This window comes from Bradyrhizobium sp. LTSPM299, from assembly GCF_000938235.1.
Classification (GTDB): domain Bacteria; phylum Pseudomonadota; class Alphaproteobacteria; order Rhizobiales; family Xanthobacteraceae; genus Bradyrhizobium.
The window spans coordinates 14,104-32,087 of sequence record NZ_JYMU01000057.1 but is presented as its reverse complement, the minus strand read 5'-3'; the positions used below and the strand labels follow the sequence as shown (position 1 = coordinate 32,087).

Here is a 17,984-nt window from a genome sequence, read left to right as displayed (position 1 = left end):
TTAATCTCCCGCCACCACGGCGCGCATACTCACTGCGAGTACGAAAGCTGCTCTTCGGTCACCACGCGCTCGACATTGTCCGACTTGCTTTTGATGCGATAGCGCAGCCGGCCGTCCGCCTCGATCGGCATGCGTTGAATGATGGTGTAGACCATCGGCTGCTCGGCCTCGGCGCGACCTTGCGGCCCCTGCGGCCGGTGGCGAACGTCCTGGTTCAGCTTGTAGGCGTATGACATCTGTCCACCTCTGCGATTTAGGGGTTGCTCTAACGTAGACCGTGCTGCGACGCAATGGAGCGATGGCCTTCCGGCGTGAAGGCGAATGGCTGCTGTGATCGATGCGCCAAGCCTTTCCGGAGCACGCGGGAGAACGTAAGCGACATTGACTGAAAACGCTGCAAATAGCCATCGAATACTTGGGTTTGACGCAGGCTGCGTCGGCCTATTTGGCGGGTTCCCCGCCGGCCTTTGCGGCTTCGATTGCCATTTGATCTTCGGAGGCAGATGCTGCGATCCAACAACAACACAGGGGGAGCAAGATGAGCAAGCCAGGTCTCGACAACCGGCACCGCAACCACGACGGCGAAATCAGCAGCAAGCACGGGGAGACGCCGCTGCGCACCTTGCGCAAGATTTACGGGCCTGGTTTCGCGGCGGGTTATCCCGAGACGGAGAAGCTGAGCGACATCCTGGTTCATCTGAACGAGACGTCGTTGAGCCAGCTGCGCCGCGATCATGAGACCGGCCATCTCGGTCACAAGATCACCAAGGCCTCGAAGTAAGCAGCTGCTTCAAAACTCCAGCGCCGCATTGTCGACCACCTCCTTCATCACGAAGAAGGTGCGCGTCTGCCGCACGCCGGGCAGCGCGATCAGCTGCTCGCCGTGGATGCGCTTGAAGTCATCGACATCGCCGGCGCGGATCTTCAGGAAGTAGTCGAAGTCGCCCGCGACGAGGTGGCAGTCGAGCACGCATTTCAGCTTTGCCACCGCCTGCTCGAAGCTCGCGAAGCTCTCGGGCGTCGAGCGGTCGAGCACGACGCCGACCATCACCAGCGTGCCCTTGCCGACCTTGCGCGGCGCGACCATGGCGCGGACGCCGCCGACGAAGCCCTCGTCGAACAAGGCTTGCGTGCGGCGATGGCAAGTTGCGGGGCTGACACCGACCTGATCGGCCAATTCGGCGTTGCTGAGCCGGCCGTTCTTCTGCAGCAATCTCAACATCTTGAGGTCGGTTCGATCGAGCCGGGCCGGCATGGAAGAATCTCTCACATTTGGCGATATATGTGAAAGAAAGCATAGCAAAATGAGAAATAGGTGCAACAGATGAAGAAGGCTTAGCCCGAGTTAGAGAGCACCTTTCGCGCCGTCGGTGATAGGTATTTGCCAACACCAGATCATCAATGGGGATGCCAGCATGCTGGAAAAATTCGCGCGCTATCCGCTCACCTTCGGGCCGACGCATATCGAGAAGCTCGATCGTCTTTCAAAACATCTCGGCGGCAAGGTCGAGCTGTACGCCAAACGCGAGGACTGCAATTCCGGACTCGCCTTCGGCGGCAACAAGCTGCGCAAGCTCGAATACATCATTCCAGATGCGATCGCCTCCAATGCCGATACGCTGGTCTCGATCGGCGGCGTGCAGTCGAACCACACGCGGATGGTGGCGGCGGTTGCGGCCAAGATCGGCATGAAGTGCCGTCTGGTGCAGGAAAGCTGGGTGCCGCACGAGGACGCCGTCTATGACCGCGTCGGCAACATTCTGTTGAGCCGCGTGATGGGCGCCGATGTGCGCCTGGTCGACGAAGGTTTCGACATCGGCATCCGCCAGAGCTGGGAGCAGGCGATCGAGGAGGTCAAGGCTTCCGGCGGCAAGCCCTATGCTATTCCGGCCGGCGCCTCCGTGCACAAATTCGGCGGGCTCGGCTATGTCGGCTTCGCCGAGGAAGTGCGCGCGCAGGAGAAGGAGCTCGGCTTCAAGTTCGACTACATCGTGGTGTGCACCGTCACCGGCTCGACCCATGCCGGCATGCTGGTCGGCTTTGCTGCCGACGGCCGCGCGCGCAACGTGATCGGCATCGACGGCTCGTTCACGCCCGATCAGACCAAGGCGCAGGTGCTGTCAATCGCGCAGAACACCGCAAAGCTGGTCGAACTCGGCAAGGACATCGTCGCTGATGACGTCGTGCTGGTCGAGGATTATGCCTATCCCGCCTATGGCGTGCCGTCGGATGAGACCAAGGAGGCGATCCGCCTCTGTGCCCGGCTCGAGGGCATGATCACCGATCCCGTCTACGAGGGAAAATCGATGCAGGGCATGATGGACCTCGTGCAGAAGGGCTACTTCCCCGCCGGCTCGAAGGTGCTCTACGCCCATCTCGGCGGCGCGCCGGCGCTCAACGGCTACGCCTACGCCTTCCGCAACGGCTAAAGGGCCGGCCGGGCGGGGGCCAGCCCCCGCCCATTATGGCGTCTCATGTCAGGCTTGTGTCAGCTTGTTTCGGTATCCTTGTGCGCCGGGCGAGCCAGGAGGCCTGCATTGAGGATGATGAATGCGCTCAGTCGCGCCATTGCCGCTCTCGGCATTGGCATCGCCGCCGTCGGGCATTGGTTCTGGATCCATCAGCACCATCCAACCCTGCCGCGCGCCAGTCTCTGGGCGATGAACGGGGCGTTCGAACTGTACGCCGGCATTTTCCTGCTCGGCGTCGGCGTCCATGCCCTCGCATCCGAGTACTGGTTCGGCGATCTCGGGCAGCCAAATCGGCCGGCGCCAAGCTCGGTCCGAGAGCCGAATTAGGCTCGTGTCGGGGCGTCGGAGTAACCCTGGCAAGGGCCGCGAGGGCGAGTCAATGCGGCCTGCACCAGTGACGTGAACTTGCGGCAGCGCCATCACCGCGCCGAGCAGTTAGATGGAGGGGGTGCGGTCCAGGACTGTCACCAAAACCGAGGTATCGATTCACCGGGCCTTAAGGCAAATCCCGCTAAAAACTGCACTGCCGGCTTGGCTTCGCAATGGGTCTGCGCCGGCTTTGCGTCCGGACTGATGCGGGTAACGTGGACAACATAGTCAATACCAGCACGTTCGTGTTCGAGGCTTGGCGTGGCGCGGTTTCCGATCCCGGCAAGCAATTGATCTTCGCTGCCCTGCTTCTGCTGCTGGCTGCTTACATGGGTTGGCGATCGTCCTGGCCGCGCCGTGCGGTCGATACGGTCGAAAGCGTGACGGCGACGCTCGCCATCTTCCTCATCAACATCCTGCTGACGCCCGCTGTCTGGCTGTTGTCGGAGCATTTCAAGGCGCTTTATGCGCTGCTTGGAATACCGAGTGTGCCAGGCTCCGTCTGGGATGGATTGCCGCTCTGGCTGCTCAGTTTCATCGCCATCCTGACTCAGGATTTCGCCAATTACTGGAACCATCGCGCCATGCATTTGAAATGGCTGTGGCCGGTGCACGCGATCCATCATTCCGACCCTGTCGTCAACGGCTTGACGACATACCGCATCCACATCCTGGAGGCGTTCGTGATGTGGGGCTCCTATACCATTTTGCTGACGTGGCTCGGCATGCCCGCCGACGCAATCGGCATCGGTGCACTCTTCGTGACGTTCCACAACGTCTACGTCCATATCAATGTCGACTGGGGCCACGGCGCGCTGCGCTTGTTGATCGCCTCCCCGCGCTTTCACCGCTGGCACCATGCCGATGTGCCGGAGTCCCACGGCAAAAACCTCGCCAACATCTTTCCGTTCTTCGACTGGATGTTTGGCACCTATCGCGTCCCAGGACCATGCGATGCACCTGTTGGCGCCGCGGGCATACCGCGCAACGACGTTGTGAAGCTGACATTGTGGCCGCTGCTGGAATGGGCACGGCTGGCGACCCTGTGGGTCGAAGCAAGACGAGCCCGGATCGTCGGCTGGCTGGCGCGTGGCGCCGGTCTGGGCAAGAGCATGCCTTTCGACATCAAGGCCGACTAGAATTGCTCCGGCGTCCTATTCGGACCGCCGCAACGTATGCAGCGTGATCTCGGCCGGGCAGTTGAGCCGTACCGGCGCGAGGCTGGTGCCGGCGCCGGTTGCGGTGTAGCCGGCGAGACGCTCAAAACGCCAGGCGCCGGCGCCCATCCGGCGCGGTAGCCGCGCCTCCAGCTTGATCGCGATGCCGCCGGGCAGACAGAGTTGGCCGCCATGGGTGTGGCCGCTCAGCATGAGATCGAAGCCGGCCCGCGCTGCCGCGCGATAGGACTCCGGCGTATGGGCAAGCAGCACCGAGAACGCATCGCGCGGAATTGTCGCCGCGGCCTTCGGAATGTCGTCGGCGCGATAGAAATGCGCGTCGTCGATGCCGGCCAGATGGATGACATCATTGCCGCGCGCGATCGTCTCGGATTCGTTGAACAGCATCCGGACGCCCATCGCCTCCAGCGCCGGGGTCATGCGGATGCTGTCGTGATTGCCGAGGATGCCGTAGAGCGGCGGCTTCAGCCGGGTGCAAAGCTCCGTCATCAACGCGAGGCTTGTGTCGAACGGGCCAAAGGTCTTGCCGCGATAGTCACCGGTCAGCACGCAGATATCGCAGGCGATGTCGCCGACAAAACCGGTCAGGTGCTGCATCGCGCCTTGGCTGATGTCAGCATGGAGGTCGCTGAGCTGCAGGATGGTGAAGCCGTCGAAGCTCGCCGGCAGGTTGGCTGAAGTCACTGTGTTTTGCCTGAGCTCGACACGGTCCGCATTGCGCCGCGCGCGGCCATAGAGGCCCGCGGCCTTGAGTGCGCCTTCGACGATCCAAGGTGCGAGCTGCCAGTTTTCGACATTGAACAGCAGCGTGCCCTGGCCGAACAGCTGCGCCTCGTGCTCGGTCTCGACCGCGAGCCGGCGCGCGACATGGTCGGCGCCGATCCGCTCGATCAATCCCTGCAAGTCTCTGTCCGTCATCGCTGTCCGTCTGTCCCGCGAGTGCGGTTCGCGTGACAGTAACACGCGCGATGACGGCGCGGAAAACCTCTCGGCGTACCGCTTCAGACCACGGGCACGCGCCTTGCGGCAATCGCGGCCGGCGAGATCACCTCGATGTCGAGCGGCACCTGCCAGCGTTCGGTGAAGCGCACAAGCGGCGGTGCGTTGCTGCCCTGCGCGCCCTGCAGTACGAAGCCGTCATAGCCCGAATTCATCACCTCGTTGCATTTCTGCACATAGACCGGGAAGCCGCCGATATAGGGCATGAACACACGGGGCCGGCCGGGGATGTTGGTGCCGACATACCAGGAGCTGCAGGTCGAGCGCAGCGACACCGTCGAGACGTCGTTGACATGGGCAACCCAGGCATCCTCGTCGTCGCGAGTCGGCTCGATGGTGCCGGCGCCGATATCGCGCATATGACTGAGGCAATCCGCCAGCCAGTCGACATGCTGCTCGATCGCCTGGATCATGCTCGCCAGCACCGACGGGCTGCCGGGCCCGGTGATCATGAACAGGTTCGGAAATCCCTCGGAGGCAAGGCCGAGATAGGCGCGTGGTCCGGCGTGCCATTTCTCGGCCAGCGTCCGGCCGCCGCGACCGGTGATCTTGATCTTGTCGAACGAGCCAGTCATCGCGGCGAAGCCGGTGGCGGAGACGATCGCGTCGACCTTGTATTCGGCGCCGTCGACCACAATGCCGTCGGTGGTGAAGCGCTCGATCGGCGTTTTGGACACGTCGACCAGCTTCACATGCGGTAGATTGTAGGTCTCGAAATAATTGGTATCGACGCAGAGCCGCTTGCAGCCGAACACGTTCTGCGGGGACAGCAGCTCGGCGGTCGCGGGATCCTTGACGATGCCGCGAATCTTCTCGCGCGCGAAGTCTGCGATGGTGTCGTTGGCGTCCTTCTCGAACAGCAGGTCGCCGAACGCACCGAGGAACGGCAGACCGCCGCGCTGCCAGGCCTCCTCATATTGCCGCTCGCGCTCCGCGGCGCTCGCCTCTAACGCAGGTTGGGCATTGAACAGGAAATAGAATCCGGTCGGGCGCGCCCGGGCCTTCGCGCGCAGTTCCGGATAATGTGCCTTGGCTTCTTTGAGATAGTCGGGCGACAGCGCCTCGTTCCACGCCGGCACCGACCAGGTCGCGGTGCGCTGGAACACCGTGAGCTCCGAGGCCCGTTGCGCGATGATCGGGATCGACTGGATCGCCGACGAGCCGGTGCCGATGACACCGACGCGCAAGCCGGTGAAGTCGACGCCGTCGTGCGGCCATTCGCCGGTGTGGTAGATCGGTCCGCGGAAACCCTCCATGCCGGCGAAGGCCGGACGGTTCGGCGCAGACAGGCAGCCGACCGCCATGATGCAGAATTTTGCCGTGACCTTGTCGCCGCGATCGGTCTCGATCGACCACGTGCCTGCCGCCTCGTCGAACGTCGCCGCGGTGACGCGGGTGTCGAACACGATCTGGCTGCGCAGATCGAAGCGGTCGGCGACGTGGTTGGCGTAGCTAAGAATCTCGGGCTGCGGTGAGTATTTCTCCGACCAGCTCCATTCCTGGTCGAGCTCATCGGAGAACGAGAAAGAATATTGCAGGCTCTCGACGTCGCAGCGCGCGCCGGGATAGCGGTTCCAGTACCAGGTGCCGCCGACGCCGCCGCCGGCCTCATAGACCAGCGCGGTGAAGCCGAGCCCGCGCAGCCGATGCAGCATGTACATCCCGGCAAAGCCCGCGCCGATCACCACGGCATCGAACGTTCCGGTTTCGGCAGGGCGCGCGTAGGTGCGCGCGGCGCTCTCCTGAGGCATGGCCCGTCTCTTCCCTGTATTGGCCGCGCCTGATTGAACGCGACGAGCCGAAGATTAGGGCGGGGGCGGCGCGGCCCGCAAGCGCGTGCACGGCCGCGCAGCGAATGGCACCCATGCCGAGTCGCGCCCGGTGGTGGTCCAGTACGGCATCTCAGGTGTAAGCTGGCCCCGACAAGAGAGAGCATGCTCCATGAAGCAGGAAGAACTTGAAGCCGTCGTCGGGCAGGGCGCTTCGGGGCCCATCGAAGACTACCTCCGCGCAATCGCCACCCAAGAGCGCCTGCCCGCCTACGCCATCGGCGTTTGCCTTGGCAGAATCGAAGAAGCGGCTCCGCCGCTGCGCGCCCTGGTCACTCGCGCTGCGAACGGCGAGCCATTGTCCGACGATGAAGCGCAGTTGCTGTTTCTGGGCCTGTACATTCTGGGGGGCGCCCGCGATACAGCAGTTTGCAAGGACCTGCTGCGTTTTCTTCGCAGACCCGAAGCCGAGCTAGATGAGCTGCTCGGAGATGGCCTGACGCAGGACATGGCACGTATTGTCACGAGCGTCTTCGATGGCGATATCGACGCTCTTTTGAGTCTGACTACAGATCAGTCGGTCGACCAATTCGTTCGCGACCAAATGCTCGGCGCGGCGGCCTTCCTCACCTGGAACGGAAGCATCGAACGCGATCAGATGCGACGTCTGCTCGAACGGTTTCATGAGGAGAAGCTTGCCGGAGACCAGGACCAGGCTTGGTTTGCCTGGCAACAAGCCATTGCCCTGTTAGGGCTTCGCGACCTGGCACCACTTGTGCATCGCGCGGGAGATGAAGGCCGCATACCGGATTGGATGCGGGAACGTCGGCACTTCGAGCAGATTCTGGCCGAGGCGGAGCAACGTCCCGAAGACATCACGCGCTTCGAGGAAATTCGTCTGGGATATATCGAGGACGTGCTCGAGGCGTTGGAATGGTCCGACTACGATGACGGCGATGCCACGAATCAATTCTCCGACGAAGATCTCGATACGGGATGGACTCCGACGGAGCCTGTGAGGAATCCGTTGCGCCATGTCGGACGCAACGATCCCTGCCCGTGCGGAAGCGGCAAGAAATACAAGAAGTGTTGTCTGGCTCGTCAGGCGTGAGCCGCTGTAGCCTGGGCCCGGCGTTGCCGGCTCAGCCGTCGTTGGCCTTCACCAACCTGATCAGCTCGGCGCCGTAATGCTCGAGCTTCTTGTCACCGATACCGGCGATGCCGCGCAGATCGTCCAGCGTATCCGGTCGCATCGCGGCAATGCCGTCGATCGTGGAATCATGCAGCACCACATAGGCCGGCACGCCGCGCTGCCGCGCCACCTCCGAACGCCAGGCGCGTAGCGCCGCATGCAGCGTGGGGTTGGCGGCGGCGCCCCTGCTATCGGCCGCTTGTGCGAGTTCGCCGCGGCGCGACTTGCCGCGGATCGCGCGGTTGCGCGCGCCCTCCGCCTGCTCGCGCAGCATCACCGCAGTTTCGCCCTTCAGCACGCCGCGGGCACTCTCGGTCAGCTTCAGCGCACCGAAGGCGTCGCTATCGGCGCGCAGATGGCCCATCGCCACGAGTTGGCGCAGCACCGCGCGCCATTGCTTCTCGTTGAGCTCGCGGCCAATGCCGAACACCGACAGTTGGTCGTGGCCGAACTGCTTGACGCGCTCGGTGAGGCGCCCGACCAGCACGTCGATCAGGTGCATGGCGCCAAAACGTTGCCCGGTGCGATAGACGCAGGACAAAAGCTTCTGCGCCAGCACCTTGCCGTCGCGAATGCGCGGCGGCGTCAGGCAATTGTCGCAATTGCCGCAGCTCTCGCCGCCTTGCGTCTCGCCGAAATAGCCGAGCAGGCGCTGCCGCCGGCAGTGCACGGTCTCGGCCAGTGCGACTAGTGCGTCGAGCTTGCCGATCGAGACCCGCTTGAAGGCGTCGGAGCCGGTCGATTCGTCGATCATGCGGCGCTGCTGCACGATGTCGGAGAGGCCGTAGGCCATCCATGCGGTCGACGGCTTGCCGTCACGTCCGGCGCGGCCGGTCTCCTGGTAATAGGCCTCGACGCTCTTGGGCAAATCGAGATGCGCGACGAAGCGCACATCCGGCTTGTCGATGCCCATGCCGAACGCGATGGTCGCAACGATCACGACGCCGTCCTCGTTGATGAAGCGATCTTGATTCCTGGCACGCACGCCGGCATCGAGCCCGGCATGGTAGGGCAGCGCGAGAATGCCGGCGTCGCTCAGCGACGCCGCGACATCCTCGACCTTGGCGCGGGACAGGCAGTAGACGACGCCGGCATCGCCCGCATGCCGTTCGGCGATCAGATTCTTGAGTTGCGTGGTCGCATTCTGCTTGTCGACGATCTCGTAGCGGATGTTGGGCCGGTCGAAGCTCGCAACGAATTCCGGCGCGTCCGTCAGTGACAGCCGCTCCGCAATCTCTTTCCGCGTCATCGCGTCGGCGGTCGCGGTCAGCGCGATGCGCGGCACGCCGGGAAAACGTTCGGCGAGCACCGAGAGGCCGATATATTCGGGGCGGAAGTCATGGCCCCATTGCGAGACGCAATGCGCCTCGTCGATCGCAAACAGCGCGATCTTCGCCTGGCCGAGCAGATTGAGGCAGCGCGGCGTCAGCAGCCGTTCCGGCGCGACATAGAGCAGATCGAGGTCGCCCGCGAGCAGCCGCCGCTCGACCTCGGAGGCCTCCTGATAGGACAGCGTCGAGTTCAGCACGGCGGCGTTGAGGCCGGCCTCGGTCAGACCCGCGACCTGGTCGCGCATCAGCGCGATCAGCGGCGACACCACGATGCCGCAGCCGTCGCGCAGCAACGACGGCAGCTGGTAGCACATCGACTTGCCGCCGCCGGTCGGCATCAGCACCAGGCAATTGCCGCCATCAGCGACATGGCGGATGATCTTTTCCTGCGCACCACGGAAATCCGGCAGGCCGAACACGTGGTTGAGCACGGACAGCGCATCGCGGGGCGGGGCAGATGCACGATCGAGGGCGGGCTGGGCGGTCATGAGTCCTGGGGTCAACAGGCGGTGATCGAGGTCCTGGGAACCGAACGATACCGAAACGAGACCTGTTAATACACCCTCCAATCACAAACGCAATTCGGGGCGGCGCTTGGCCACACATCGCTCGTCAATGCCACCTGCGCTCACCCGCAGGCGCATCAAGGATGCGATCGACGCGTGAAACCGTTGATTCAGACGGAGGAAGCGATCGGCGGTGGCGTCGGCGTCAACTCCTCGATCTTGTAGTCCTTCGGCATGTTGATCGGACGGTAGGTTGGAATTTCCTCCATCCGTTCCAGCACCGAGCGATGGATCGTCGAACCGTCCGGAATCAGCCGCGGCTCGCCAAGTGGCAGATAGAAGCCGAGGAAGGATTTACGCTCGGGCCATTCCTTCCACTTGTCGCGCTTCGGAATCCATTCCAGGATTTCCCAGGCGCCGGTCAGCGAATTGCGCAACGGTCCCGTCGCGCTCGGCGGCACATAGACGTGCGCCGGCGGCGGCAGCGGCATTCCCCAGGCGAAATGATCGATCAGCATCCGGTCCATGTGCAGCCCGGCGGCCTGGGCCTGCGCGAGCATCCATATCAGCGGAAATTTCGATAGCCCGCTCTCGGCCTCCGGATAGCCGCCGCCGATGTCGGAGTGGACGCCGGCAAACCAGACCTGACGGATGTCCTGGTCCACGGCCGTCTTCGGATCGAACGGATTCGACCGGTACTTCTGCGGGTCGATCCAGCGATTGAGGCGGAACATGCGCCGCCGCTCGTCCATCGAGATCGCCTGGCGGAATCGCTTGACGCTTGAATTGGTGCGGGTGAAGAGCAGCGTCTGCATGTCGAACCAGAAATTGTCCTGCCGCGGCACGATGATGCAGGCCACGGTGTCCCAGACCCCGATGAATTCGATGTCGATGTTGCGCCCGCCGGCGATCTGACTGAAATGCCAGACCTCCTTCAGCGGCGCTTCGTCGAAGGTCCCATCGGACCTCTGGGCGTCCGAACTGGCTTTCTTGAAGGTGCCGAAAGCATAGGTGGCGAGGTCGATCTGGTCGACCGGCAGCAGTCCCATTGCATGGATGAAGCCGGCCAGCACGCGCACCGTGTAGGCGCCGCGGCTGAAGCCGAACACCCAGACCCGGTCGCCGGGCTCCCAAGCCTTGCACAGGAAGACGTAGGCATCGAGCGTGTCCTTGTCGAGGCCTGCACCGAAGGCCAGCCCCCACAGGCCGCGCATCTGCTGCTTGAAGCGCCCCCAGGAATTCTGCATGCCGATCGTGCCGAGCCCGGGCTGGTAATAGATCCGCTGCCGATCGCTCTTCTCGGTGACACGAAACAGCTTCAGCACGTTGGAAATATTGGCGCTGATCTCGCTGCCGGTGCCGTCGCAGCAAATGATGATATCCTTCGGCATCCGTTGCCCCCTGCGGTCGCCGTGAACTCCTGCGTCTATCTAGGGCAGAATGCGGTCCGGATTCAATCTTCAATTGAGCAAGGCTGTGTTTACGCGGGATGACTCGCCACCCGGCGGCCTGGCGGAGCGTGTTTTGCTGCGCCCGGCCCCAGCGCTGTGCACGCGCGTCCGGTTGCGGCAATCCGTAGAATTCAATTGCAACAGTGCGGAAAAGATGGGAATCTAATCAACAACCATTGCGATATTGTATCCATACTTTCTATTTTCTGGAGATTTGCCCGGTGCGCGTGCATATTCTGCCCGCGGGTGTCCACCACACGCCTGACCTGCACAGGGGCGGACCGACATGAGTCATGAAGCCCGCGTGAAGGTCATCCTCGCTGGTTTGGTCGTGATTGCGTTTGGCCTGTTCTGGGGCGTCGGCAAGTACGCCGAAAGAGTCTTCGCAAAGAGATTTCCTTCGCGCTTTCCTGAGAAGACGCTGAGCTACACAGCCGACCAGCTCAGCGCACTGGTTACGTCGGACCTTCGGTTCAAATACGTCTGCCCGATCCTGTTCCCACTCGATCTGATCGTCATGCTGGCGCTTGCGGGCGCGATGGGCGCGGCATCGTCGCACTGGATCAAGCAACTCTATCCATCTGAGGCGTGGCTCGGGCTGCTGGTGCCGGGGGTATATCTGCTCAGCGACCTGATCGAGGATTGTCTGTTGGCGTGGCTGTTGCTGCGCGGCGAGCCGAACGAGGCAGCACGGACCGTTCCGATGTTGAAAGCGATCACGACCATCAAATTCGTCAGCTTCTCTGCAGCGATCGCGTTGACGCTGATCTCATTGGCTGGATGGCTGCTCAGTACCCGGCTTGGCTCGTAGAGCTCCGTTCCGATGGAATCGGAACGGAGCTCTAGATTCTTGCTTTGACGCGTTTTCTTCACGCGAACCGGTATCCACTTCGCTCGAAAACGCTCCAGGCGCCGGTCATTCAAGACCGTGGGGCCTATTGATACGTCGCCACAATGTCCGACACCGCGCGCTCGAGCTGCTGCGCGGTACCGCATTGGCGCACCACGCTGCAGAAGGTCGCGTAACGCGGCATTTCCGAATCGCCAAAGCCCCAGACCATGCGGCCCTCGGGATTGAGCCACACCAGCCGCTTGGAGCGTTCACCGATGCGGCGCAGGATTTCGGCGCGCGGGTCGAGATTGTTGCTGCGGGCGTCGCCGAGCACAATCACGGTGGTCTGCGGTGTGATCGCGCTCATCCACTCGTTCTCGAAATCGGCGAATGAGTTGCCGTAGTCGGACGAGCCGAAGCCGACCTTGGACATGATCTCTTTCATCGCCTCTTCGGGCGATTTGGAGTCCAGGATGTCGCTGACCTCGATCAGATGGCCCGAGAAAGCGAACGAGCGGACGTCGTCGACCACCTCGTGCAGGCTGTGGATCAGGAGCAGGAAGAAATCCGAGACCCGCGCGACCGAACCCGAGACGTCGCACAGCGCCACGATCTTCGGCCGGTCGCGGTGCTTGCGTTTCCATGCCGTGAGGAAGGGGACTCCGCCCCAGGCTGCGTTACGCCGCAGCGTGCGGCGCACGTCGAGATGGCCGCGGCGCTGGCGCTTGCGCGGCTTGGAAAAGCGCTCGCGCAGGCGGCGGGCGATCCGGCGGATCAGCGCGCGCATCTGCTCGACCTGGCGCGGTTCGATCCGCGCCAGCGGCGCGTTGCGCAGGATTTCGTTGCGCAGGTTTTCCGTCTCCTCGCGGCCGTAGAGCAGCAGGGCCTGCGAGACCGTATCGCGGACGGTGCCGCGCAAGCCGTTGAGCGCATCCTGCAGCCGCTCGGCGAGCGCGGGGTTGCGTGTGGTCAGGTCGTCGATGTCGTCGCGCAGCCGCTCGATGCCCATCGCATTGAGGATGCGGGTCTGGAAGATGCCGCGCTGAGTGAAGTAGCGAATGTCGGACAGCGAGGCTGCGCCCGAAGCGTTGGCGATTGCGGCCGAGAGCGCGTTGCGGTCTTGCGACAGCAGCATCTCGGCGAGCGATCCGATGTTCTCGCTCTCCGCGCCACCCGCCGCGTCGCCATGCGCATCGGCCGACGGGTTGGCGCCGGACTCACTGTTGTCGTCCTGCTTGTTCTGCTCGGAGGTGTCCTGCTGCGGCTCGGGCTGGCTGAAGAACAGATCAAAACAGTCGGCGAGCGCGCGCTTCTCGTCCTGCGTCTTGGCGAGCGTCAGCAGGATGGTGTCGCGCAGGATCGTGCGATCGGCGAAGCCGATCTTGGACACCGCGCACATCGCGTCGATGCTTTCGGCGGGTGAGACCCGGACCCCGGCCCCCCGCGCCGCACGAAAGAAGCGATGCAGGTTCTCGCGCATTGGAACCCTAGCTAAAGACGCCTTGCCGCGATGCCTTGGCAATGAACGCCGAGACCTGCGGCGTTGCGGCCTCGATATCGGCTTCGTATTTGAGGAGTACGTTGAGCGTATCCTTGACGATCTCGTGGTCGAGTTCGGTGGCCTGCAGCAACACCAGCACGCGCGCCCAGTCGATCGCCTCGCTGACCGAGGGCAGCTTCTTCAAATCCAGCGTGCGGATCTCGTGGATGAAGCCGACCATCTGCTTGCGCAGGGCCTGGGAGATGCCGGGAACGCGGCTCTCGACGATACGCTCTTCCAGCTTCTGCTCGGGGAAGCCGATGTGCAGATGCAGGCAGCGCCGCTTCAAGGCGTCGCCGAGGTCGCGCTCGCTGTTCGAGGTCAGGATCACGGTCGGCGGCGCGACCGCCGATATCGTGCCGAGCTCGGGGATGGTGACCTGGAAATCGGAGAGGATTTCCAGCAGCAGCGATTCGAACTCGGCGTCGGATTTGTCGATCTCGTCGATCAGCAACACGCAGCCGGCCGGCTGCTCCAGCGCCTGCAACAGCGGGCGCGGCTCGACGAATTCCTTGGAGAAGAACACGTCGCCGAAGGCGTGGAGCTGGCCGAGCGCCTCATGCAGCGTCTGCGCTTCGCCGAGCACCTCGCCGAGCTTGTCCTTCAGGATCTGGGTGTAGAGCAGCTGCTTTGCGTACTTCCACTCGTACAGCGCCTTGGCCTCGTCGAGGCCCTCATAGCACTGCAAGCGGATCAATTTGAGGCCGCGCCAGGCGGCGATCGCTTTCGCCAGCTCGGTCTTGCCGACCCCGGCGGGGCCTTCGACCAGGATCGGCTTCTCGATCTGCTGCGACAGATACACCGCAGTGGCGATCTGCCGGCTGGCGATATAACCGTGCGCGGCGAGGCCGCTTTCCACGGCCTCGATCGCGGCGGTGGGCCTGGTGTCAGCCACGAGGATCAGCTCCGAAGTTGCCTAGAACTCGGACCTGTTCTGCCCCCGTTACAGGCAAAGCACAAGGCTCGTTTGGACCGCAAAGGCCGAGGGTTAAAGGCTTGGGGTTAGCGCATGGTTCCGGCCTATTTCCGCCGAGCGCAATACAAGCCGGAAGCGGCGTCGTCAGCCTGCGCAGCTCTTCACGAAATCCTTGCGCTGCGGGCCAACGACCTTCTGGTCGATCGCCTGCTTCAGGCAATCGAGACGCGCCTGCGCCATGCAGAGCTGTATCTGGTCGTGCTTGTCCTGCCCCTTCAGCGCTTGCGCCGACGATTGACAGGCCGCACGCCTCGCTCCGGGCACGGGCGCAGCCGCCGCGTTGTCTTGTGCGGGAGCCGCTGGCGGAGCGACAGGAGTTGCGCCCGGCGTGGACTGTGCAAAGGCCGCGACGGAAACCAGGAGCGAGCCGGCTGAGACGAGAGCGATGACCAGGGATTTCATGAGTGCCTCCGAAAAGAGGCTGACGATTAGATGCCATCGCCTGAATGTTTGGTGAATGCGTGCGGAACCGGCTTCACCTCAACGTGAGGCCGGTCGCGGCTTCGAGTTCGCCGATCGCCTGCGCGGCGTTGAGCACCTTGATCGTGGTCATGCCCATCTCGCGCGCGGGCTTCAGGTTGACGCCGAGATCATCGAGATAGACGCAGTTCTTGGGATTCACTTGCAGCGTCTCAACCATCATCTGGTAGATGCGCGGATCGGGCTTGCGCAGTCCGATCTTGGCTGATTCGATCACATGATCGAACAGCACCATCACCTCGGCGATATAGAGCGTGCGCCCGCTGTGGCTGCCGATCGCGTTGGCCGGAAGATTGTTGGTGATGCAGCCGGTCTTGAACTTCGCCTTGATGCGCTTCAGTGCCTCGACCATCTCGGGGCGCAGGTCGCCGGACACCAGCGGCAGCACGTCCTTGCCGCGCACCTCGGCGCCGAGCGATTTCGATTCCGTCGCGAAAAGTTTGTCGAAGGCGTCGATGTCGATTTCGGCGCGCTCGAATTTGGCCCAGGCGTTTTCGAGATGGTTGGCAGCGTTGGTGCGGCGGATGATGTCGGCGGGCAGGCCGCGCTCGGTCTCATAGCGCGCGAACGCTTCGAACGGCGAGGTGGTCAGGACGCCGCCGAAATCCCAGATCACTGCTTCGATCATTGTTCCCTGCCAGGTCACGTATTGGTTGACGGAGCGAGCGGCTAACACGGATTGATGACCGGAACCAGCCCGATCCGGCGCTTGGCGATCCGCGCGGCGCGGGCTATTGCTGCGCCGATGAAGAAACGTCACTTGATCTTCGCGGCCATGCTGTCGCTCACGTGCTCTCCCGCCTCCGCCATCGTCGGCGGCGGCGCACCGTCGACCGACGGTGTCGCGCGTTCCGTTGTCACCATCGTCGGCTCGCGCGGCAATTTCTGTACCGGCGCGTTGATCGCGCCAAAAGTCGTGCTGACCGCGGCGCATTGCGTGCAGCCCGGCGCCGACTACAAGATCGTCGATTATGGCGCGGACCGGCAGCCCAAGCTGCAGGACGTCAAGACGGTTGCGATTCATCCGGGCTTCAAGATGCAAGCGATGCTTAATCATGTCGCGACCGCCGATGTCGCGCTGCTGCAGCTTGCCGCGCCAATGGTTGGGAAAGCGCCATCGACGCTTGGTACGCCCGAAATTCCGATCCAGGTCGGCGGTCGTTTCACCATCGCGGGCGTCGGCGTCACGGTGCGCGGCGACGGCAAGAGCGGCGGCACCATCCGCGTCGCCGGCCTGATCGCGACCGGCAAACCCGGTACGCTGCAGATCCGTCTCGTCGATCCGGTTGGCCAGGGCACACGCGACGGGATGGGCGCCTGTACCGGCGATTCCGGTGCGCCCGTGTTCGAGGACAAGCAGAGCGGGCCTGCGATCATCGGCGTGGTGAGCTGGTCCACGGGGCCGAACGGCACCGCTGGCTGCGGCGGCATCACCGGCGTCACGCCGCTGACGCTGTACCGCGACTGGCTGATGCAGACCGCGCGGCAGTGGGGTGCGAGGTTTTAAGTCACGACGACCCTGTAGCAACAATTAGATCTTGTGGTTGTTCGCGATTGGATTGTCCGATCGCCGTTGATCCTGACGTCGTGCTCGCGGCCGTCAAGGCGTGGCCTGTCGAGGGCGGAGTATGTGGTGGGGTTTGAGCGACGGCCATCCTTGACGGCCGCTGCGCGCGGCGTCTTTGCGACGGCAGGTCGGGACGAAGAAACGGCGCCCCGATCGAACAAAGAAACGGATCAGCTGGCCGGGACGGTAGCGGCCAGCGGTGGCTGGTCTTGCCACGGTGTCCCGCGGGCCACGACGGTGTTGATGAAAATGAGCAGCTTCCTGGGGCACAGGCAATGAGCGCACGCTTGTGCCCCTTGCCGGCGGCGATCAGCCTTCTGTAAAGGGCGATGAGCTGTGGATTCCAACGAAAGGATGCCGGCAGCGCGGCTGTATAGAGTGCCCGGCGCAGGCGTTTGCGGCCGCCGTCGATTTGACGGCTGCCAAGCCGATCGCCGCTATCGTCGTCATAAGGTGCAAGTCCGGCCAAGGCGGCGACCTGTTCACGCGTGAGGAGACCGATCTCGGGCATCCGGACCAGGATGGCCACCGCGGTCAGCAGTCCACTGCCGCTGACGCTGTAGATCAGATCGAGCCGGGCAGCGAGATCGCGACGCGCGCGGATCGCCGCCACCAGGGCCTTGAACTCGGCTCGTTCGCGCTTGGCCAGACGGGCGATATCTTCCTTCCAGAGCTTTTGGATACGCCCATCGCGACAGCTCTCGAGCCGGTTCTTGAGCTTGGCAATATCCTCGCCGATCTGATCGATCATCGTCAGATGCCCGGCAAACGGCAGCAACTTGGCATCGGGCGCGGCGTAGATCTTCCGGACCGCGGCGGTACAGGCCGCGATCAAGGCGGCATCGATCTTGTCGTTCTTGGCCCGCTGCAGCCGAAATTTGGCATAGCTGCGCACCTGCGCTGGCTGGAACACCACGACGACAAAGCGTTTGCATCGCAGTTCGGCAACCACGGCCTGTTCATAGCCGCCGCTCGCCTCAATCCCGACCCGCTTCACTTTGTGGCGCCGTAACCACTCCACCAGCGTCTTGTAACCCTCAACTGTGTTCTCGACCTGCAGCCGTTCCGTGCTGCTATCGAACGCCACGTCGAGCTTCCGTTTGCCGGTATCGATCCCGGCACACATTGTGGTACGCTTGGCCATCTTCCTCGACCCTCCCTTGTGATGCGAACCTAAAGTTCGTTCAACCATGCGGGTCCCGATGAAGTGCCGATCGCGATCTTGCTACAAAGACAGCCCTCAAGGCTTCGGTGGGCATCGATCCGATCGATCGGCGGCCCAGCTCGGGCGGCCACCCGCGCTGGGCCATTCCTCACGGAACG

Annotated in this window: 18 protein-coding genes; 7 read left to right on the top strand and 11 right to left on the bottom strand. The window is 63.3% G+C overall.

Features of this window, described 5'->3' with window-relative positions; translation table 11 throughout:
- Positions 1 to 29: 29 nt before the first annotated feature.
- Positions 30 to 236 carry a hypothetical protein gene (locus tag UP10_RS28685; protein ID WP_044540841.1) on the bottom strand — a complete coding sequence of 69 codons (207 nt, stop codon included), beginning with the start codon at positions 234 to 236 and terminating at the stop codon, positions 30 to 32.
- A gap of 302 nt (positions 237 to 538) precedes the next feature.
- Between UP10_RS28685 and UP10_RS28680 the strand changes: the two genes are divergently transcribed.
- On the top strand, positions 539 to 781 hold the full coding sequence (locus UP10_RS28680; protein WP_044540842.1) for a hypothetical protein: 243 nt from the start codon (positions 539 to 541) through the stop codon (positions 779 to 781).
- A 9-nt stretch (positions 782 to 790) separates the two neighbouring features.
- Here the strand turns inward: UP10_RS28680 and UP10_RS28675 are convergent, their stop codons facing one another.
- Positions 791 to 1,255 carry an Lrp/AsnC family transcriptional regulator gene (locus tag UP10_RS28675; protein ID WP_044590579.1) on the bottom strand — a complete coding sequence of 155 codons (465 nt, stop codon included), beginning with the start codon at positions 1,253 to 1,255 and terminating at the stop codon, positions 791 to 793.
- Between the two features lie 160 nt (positions 1,256 to 1,415).
- Between UP10_RS28675 and UP10_RS28670 the strand changes: the two genes are divergently transcribed.
- From UP10_RS28670 to UP10_RS28660, 3 genes are all read left to right on the top strand, one after another.
- Positions 1,416 to 2,429, top strand: coding sequence for a 1-aminocyclopropane-1-carboxylate deaminase (locus tag UP10_RS28670; protein ID WP_044590578.1), 1,014 nt, complete (start codon positions 1,416 to 1,418; stop codon positions 2,427 to 2,429).
- A 114-nt stretch (positions 2,430 to 2,543) separates the two neighbouring features.
- Positions 2,544 to 2,798: a hypothetical protein gene (locus UP10_RS28665; protein ID WP_245321926.1), complete on the top strand. Its 255-nt coding sequence runs from the start codon at positions 2,544 to 2,546 to the stop codon at positions 2,796 to 2,798.
- A gap of 257 nt (positions 2,799 to 3,055) precedes the next feature.
- The gene (locus UP10_RS28660) at positions 3,056 to 3,979 is read left to right on the top strand and encodes a sterol desaturase family protein (protein WP_044590577.1); all 924 of its coding nucleotides are present in this window, start codon (positions 3,056 to 3,058) and stop codon (positions 3,977 to 3,979) included.
- 15 nt (positions 3,980 to 3,994) lie between these two features.
- Here the strand turns inward: UP10_RS28660 and UP10_RS28655 are convergent, their stop codons facing one another.
- Positions 3,995 to 4,936 (bottom strand): metallophosphoesterase, encoded by a 942-nt coding sequence (locus tag UP10_RS28655; RefSeq protein ID WP_044590576.1) that lies wholly within the window; start codon positions 4,934 to 4,936, stop codon positions 3,995 to 3,997.
- A gap of 83 nt (positions 4,937 to 5,019) precedes the next feature.
- Entirely contained in the window at positions 5,020 to 6,768 is a 1,749-nt protein-coding gene (locus tag UP10_RS28650) for a flavin-containing monooxygenase (RefSeq protein WP_044590575.1), read from the bottom strand.
- A 190-nt stretch (positions 6,769 to 6,958) separates the two neighbouring features.
- On the opposite strand from UP10_RS28650, the gene UP10_RS28645 reads away from it, so the two are divergent.
- Positions 6,959 to 7,897: a DUF1186 domain-containing protein gene (locus tag UP10_RS28645; RefSeq protein ID WP_156180322.1), complete on the top strand. Its 939-nt coding sequence runs from the start codon at positions 6,959 to 6,961 to the stop codon at positions 7,895 to 7,897.
- 31 nt (positions 7,898 to 7,928) lie between these two features.
- Here the strand turns inward: UP10_RS28645 and recQ are convergent, their stop codons facing one another.
- Both recQ and UP10_RS28635 read right to left on the bottom strand, forming a co-directional pair.
- Positions 7,929 to 9,797: a DNA helicase RecQ gene (gene recQ, locus UP10_RS28640; RefSeq protein WP_044590574.1), complete on the bottom strand. Its 1,869-nt coding sequence runs from the start codon at positions 9,795 to 9,797 to the stop codon at positions 7,929 to 7,931.
- A 188-nt stretch (positions 9,798 to 9,985) separates the two neighbouring features.
- On the bottom strand, positions 9,986 to 11,206 hold the full coding sequence (locus UP10_RS28635; protein ID WP_044590573.1) for a T6SS phospholipase effector Tle1-like catalytic domain-containing protein: 1,221 nt from the start codon (positions 11,204 to 11,206) through the stop codon (positions 9,986 to 9,988).
- A gap of 346 nt (positions 11,207 to 11,552) precedes the next feature.
- Here UP10_RS28635 and UP10_RS28630 point away from each other — a divergent pair, with 346 nt between their 5' ends.
- The gene (locus tag UP10_RS28630; RefSeq protein WP_044590572.1) at positions 11,553 to 12,077 is read left to right on the top strand and encodes a hypothetical protein; all 525 of its coding nucleotides are present in this window, start codon (positions 11,553 to 11,555) and stop codon (positions 12,075 to 12,077) included.
- 124 nt (positions 12,078 to 12,201) lie between these two features.
- On the opposite strand, the gene UP10_RS28625 is transcribed toward UP10_RS28630, so the two are convergent.
- From UP10_RS28625 to UP10_RS28610, 4 genes are all read right to left on the bottom strand, one after another.
- Positions 12,202 to 13,578: a VWA domain-containing protein gene (locus UP10_RS28625; RefSeq protein WP_044590571.1), complete on the bottom strand. Its 1,377-nt coding sequence runs from the start codon at positions 13,576 to 13,578 to the stop codon at positions 12,202 to 12,204.
- A gap of 7 nt (positions 13,579 to 13,585) precedes the next feature.
- Complete coding sequence (locus UP10_RS28620) at positions 13,586 to 14,533, bottom strand: AAA family ATPase (protein ID WP_044590570.1); 948 nt, start codon at positions 14,531 to 14,533, stop codon at positions 13,586 to 13,588.
- A gap of 165 nt (positions 14,534 to 14,698) precedes the next feature.
- Entirely contained in the window at positions 14,699 to 15,016 is a 318-nt protein-coding gene (locus tag UP10_RS28615) for a hypothetical protein (protein WP_044590569.1), read from the bottom strand.
- A 73-nt stretch (positions 15,017 to 15,089) separates the two neighbouring features.
- Positions 15,090 to 15,722 (bottom strand): HAD-IA family hydrolase, encoded by a 633-nt coding sequence (locus tag UP10_RS28610; protein WP_044590568.1) that lies wholly within the window; start codon positions 15,720 to 15,722, stop codon positions 15,090 to 15,092.
- Between the two features lie 117 nt (positions 15,723 to 15,839).
- Between UP10_RS28610 and UP10_RS28605 the strand changes: the two genes are divergently transcribed.
- Positions 15,840 to 16,601, top strand: coding sequence for a S1 family peptidase (locus UP10_RS28605; protein ID WP_044590632.1), 762 nt, complete (start codon positions 15,840 to 15,842; stop codon positions 16,599 to 16,601).
- A gap of 1 nt (position 16,602) precedes the next feature.
- Here UP10_RS28605 and UP10_RS28600 read toward each other — a convergent pair whose 3' ends face one another.
- Entirely contained in the window at positions 16,603 to 17,805 is a 1,203-nt protein-coding gene (locus UP10_RS28600; RefSeq protein WP_245321921.1) for an IS110 family transposase, read from the bottom strand.
- Positions 17,806 to 17,984: the final 179 nt, after the last annotated feature.

Bases quoted from the DNA above. Each gene is read 5' to 3' on its own strand.
- UP10_RS28605 (WP_044590632.1), top strand. From the start codon at position 15,840: ATGAAGAAACGTCACTTGATCTTCGCGGCCATGCTGTCGCTCACGTGC.
- UP10_RS28675 (WP_044590579.1), bottom strand. From the start codon at position 1,255: ATGCCGGCCCGGCTCGATCGAACCGACCTCAAGATGTTGAGATTGCTG.
- UP10_RS28650 (WP_044590575.1), bottom strand. From the start codon at position 6,768: ATGCCTCAGGAGAGCGCCGCGCGCACCTACGCGCGCCCTGCCGAAACC.
- UP10_RS28670 (WP_044590578.1), top strand. From the start codon at position 1,416: ATGCTGGAAAAATTCGCGCGCTATCCGCTCACCTTCGGGCCGACGCAT.
- UP10_RS28615 (WP_044590569.1), bottom strand. From the start codon at position 15,016: ATGAAATCCCTGGTCATCGCTCTCGTCTCAGCCGGCTCGCTCCTGGTT.
- UP10_RS28635 (WP_044590573.1), bottom strand. From the start codon at position 11,206: ATGCCGAAGGATATCATCATTTGCTGCGACGGCACCGGCAGCGAGATC.
- UP10_RS28655 (WP_044590576.1), bottom strand. From the start codon at position 4,936: ATGACGGACAGAGACTTGCAGGGATTGATCGAGCGGATCGGCGCCGAC.
- UP10_RS28680 (WP_044540842.1), top strand. From the start codon at position 539: ATGAGCAAGCCAGGTCTCGACAACCGGCACCGCAACCACGACGGCGAA.
- UP10_RS28600 (WP_245321921.1), bottom strand. From the start codon at position 17,805: ATGGCCAAGCGTACCACAATGTGTGCCGGGATCGATACCGGCAAACGG.
- UP10_RS28645 (WP_156180322.1), top strand. From the start codon at position 6,959: ATGAAGCAGGAAGAACTTGAAGCCGTCGTCGGGCAGGGCGCTTCGGGG.
- UP10_RS28610 (WP_044590568.1), bottom strand. From the start codon at position 15,722: ATGATCGAAGCAGTGATCTGGGATTTCGGCGGCGTCCTGACCACCTCG.
- recQ (WP_044590574.1), bottom strand. From the start codon at position 9,797: ATGACCGCCCAGCCCGCCCTCGATCGTGCATCTGCCCCGCCCCGCGAT.
- UP10_RS28625 (WP_044590571.1), bottom strand. From the start codon at position 13,578: ATGCGCGAGAACCTGCATCGCTTCTTTCGTGCGGCGCGGGGGGCCGGG.
- UP10_RS28685 (WP_044540841.1), bottom strand. From the start codon at position 236: ATGTCATACGCCTACAAGCTGAACCAGGACGTTCGCCACCGGCCGCAG.
- UP10_RS28630 (WP_044590572.1), top strand. From the start codon at position 11,553: ATGAGTCATGAAGCCCGCGTGAAGGTCATCCTCGCTGGTTTGGTCGTG.
- UP10_RS28665 (WP_245321926.1), top strand. From the start codon at position 2,544: ATGATGAATGCGCTCAGTCGCGCCATTGCCGCTCTCGGCATTGGCATC.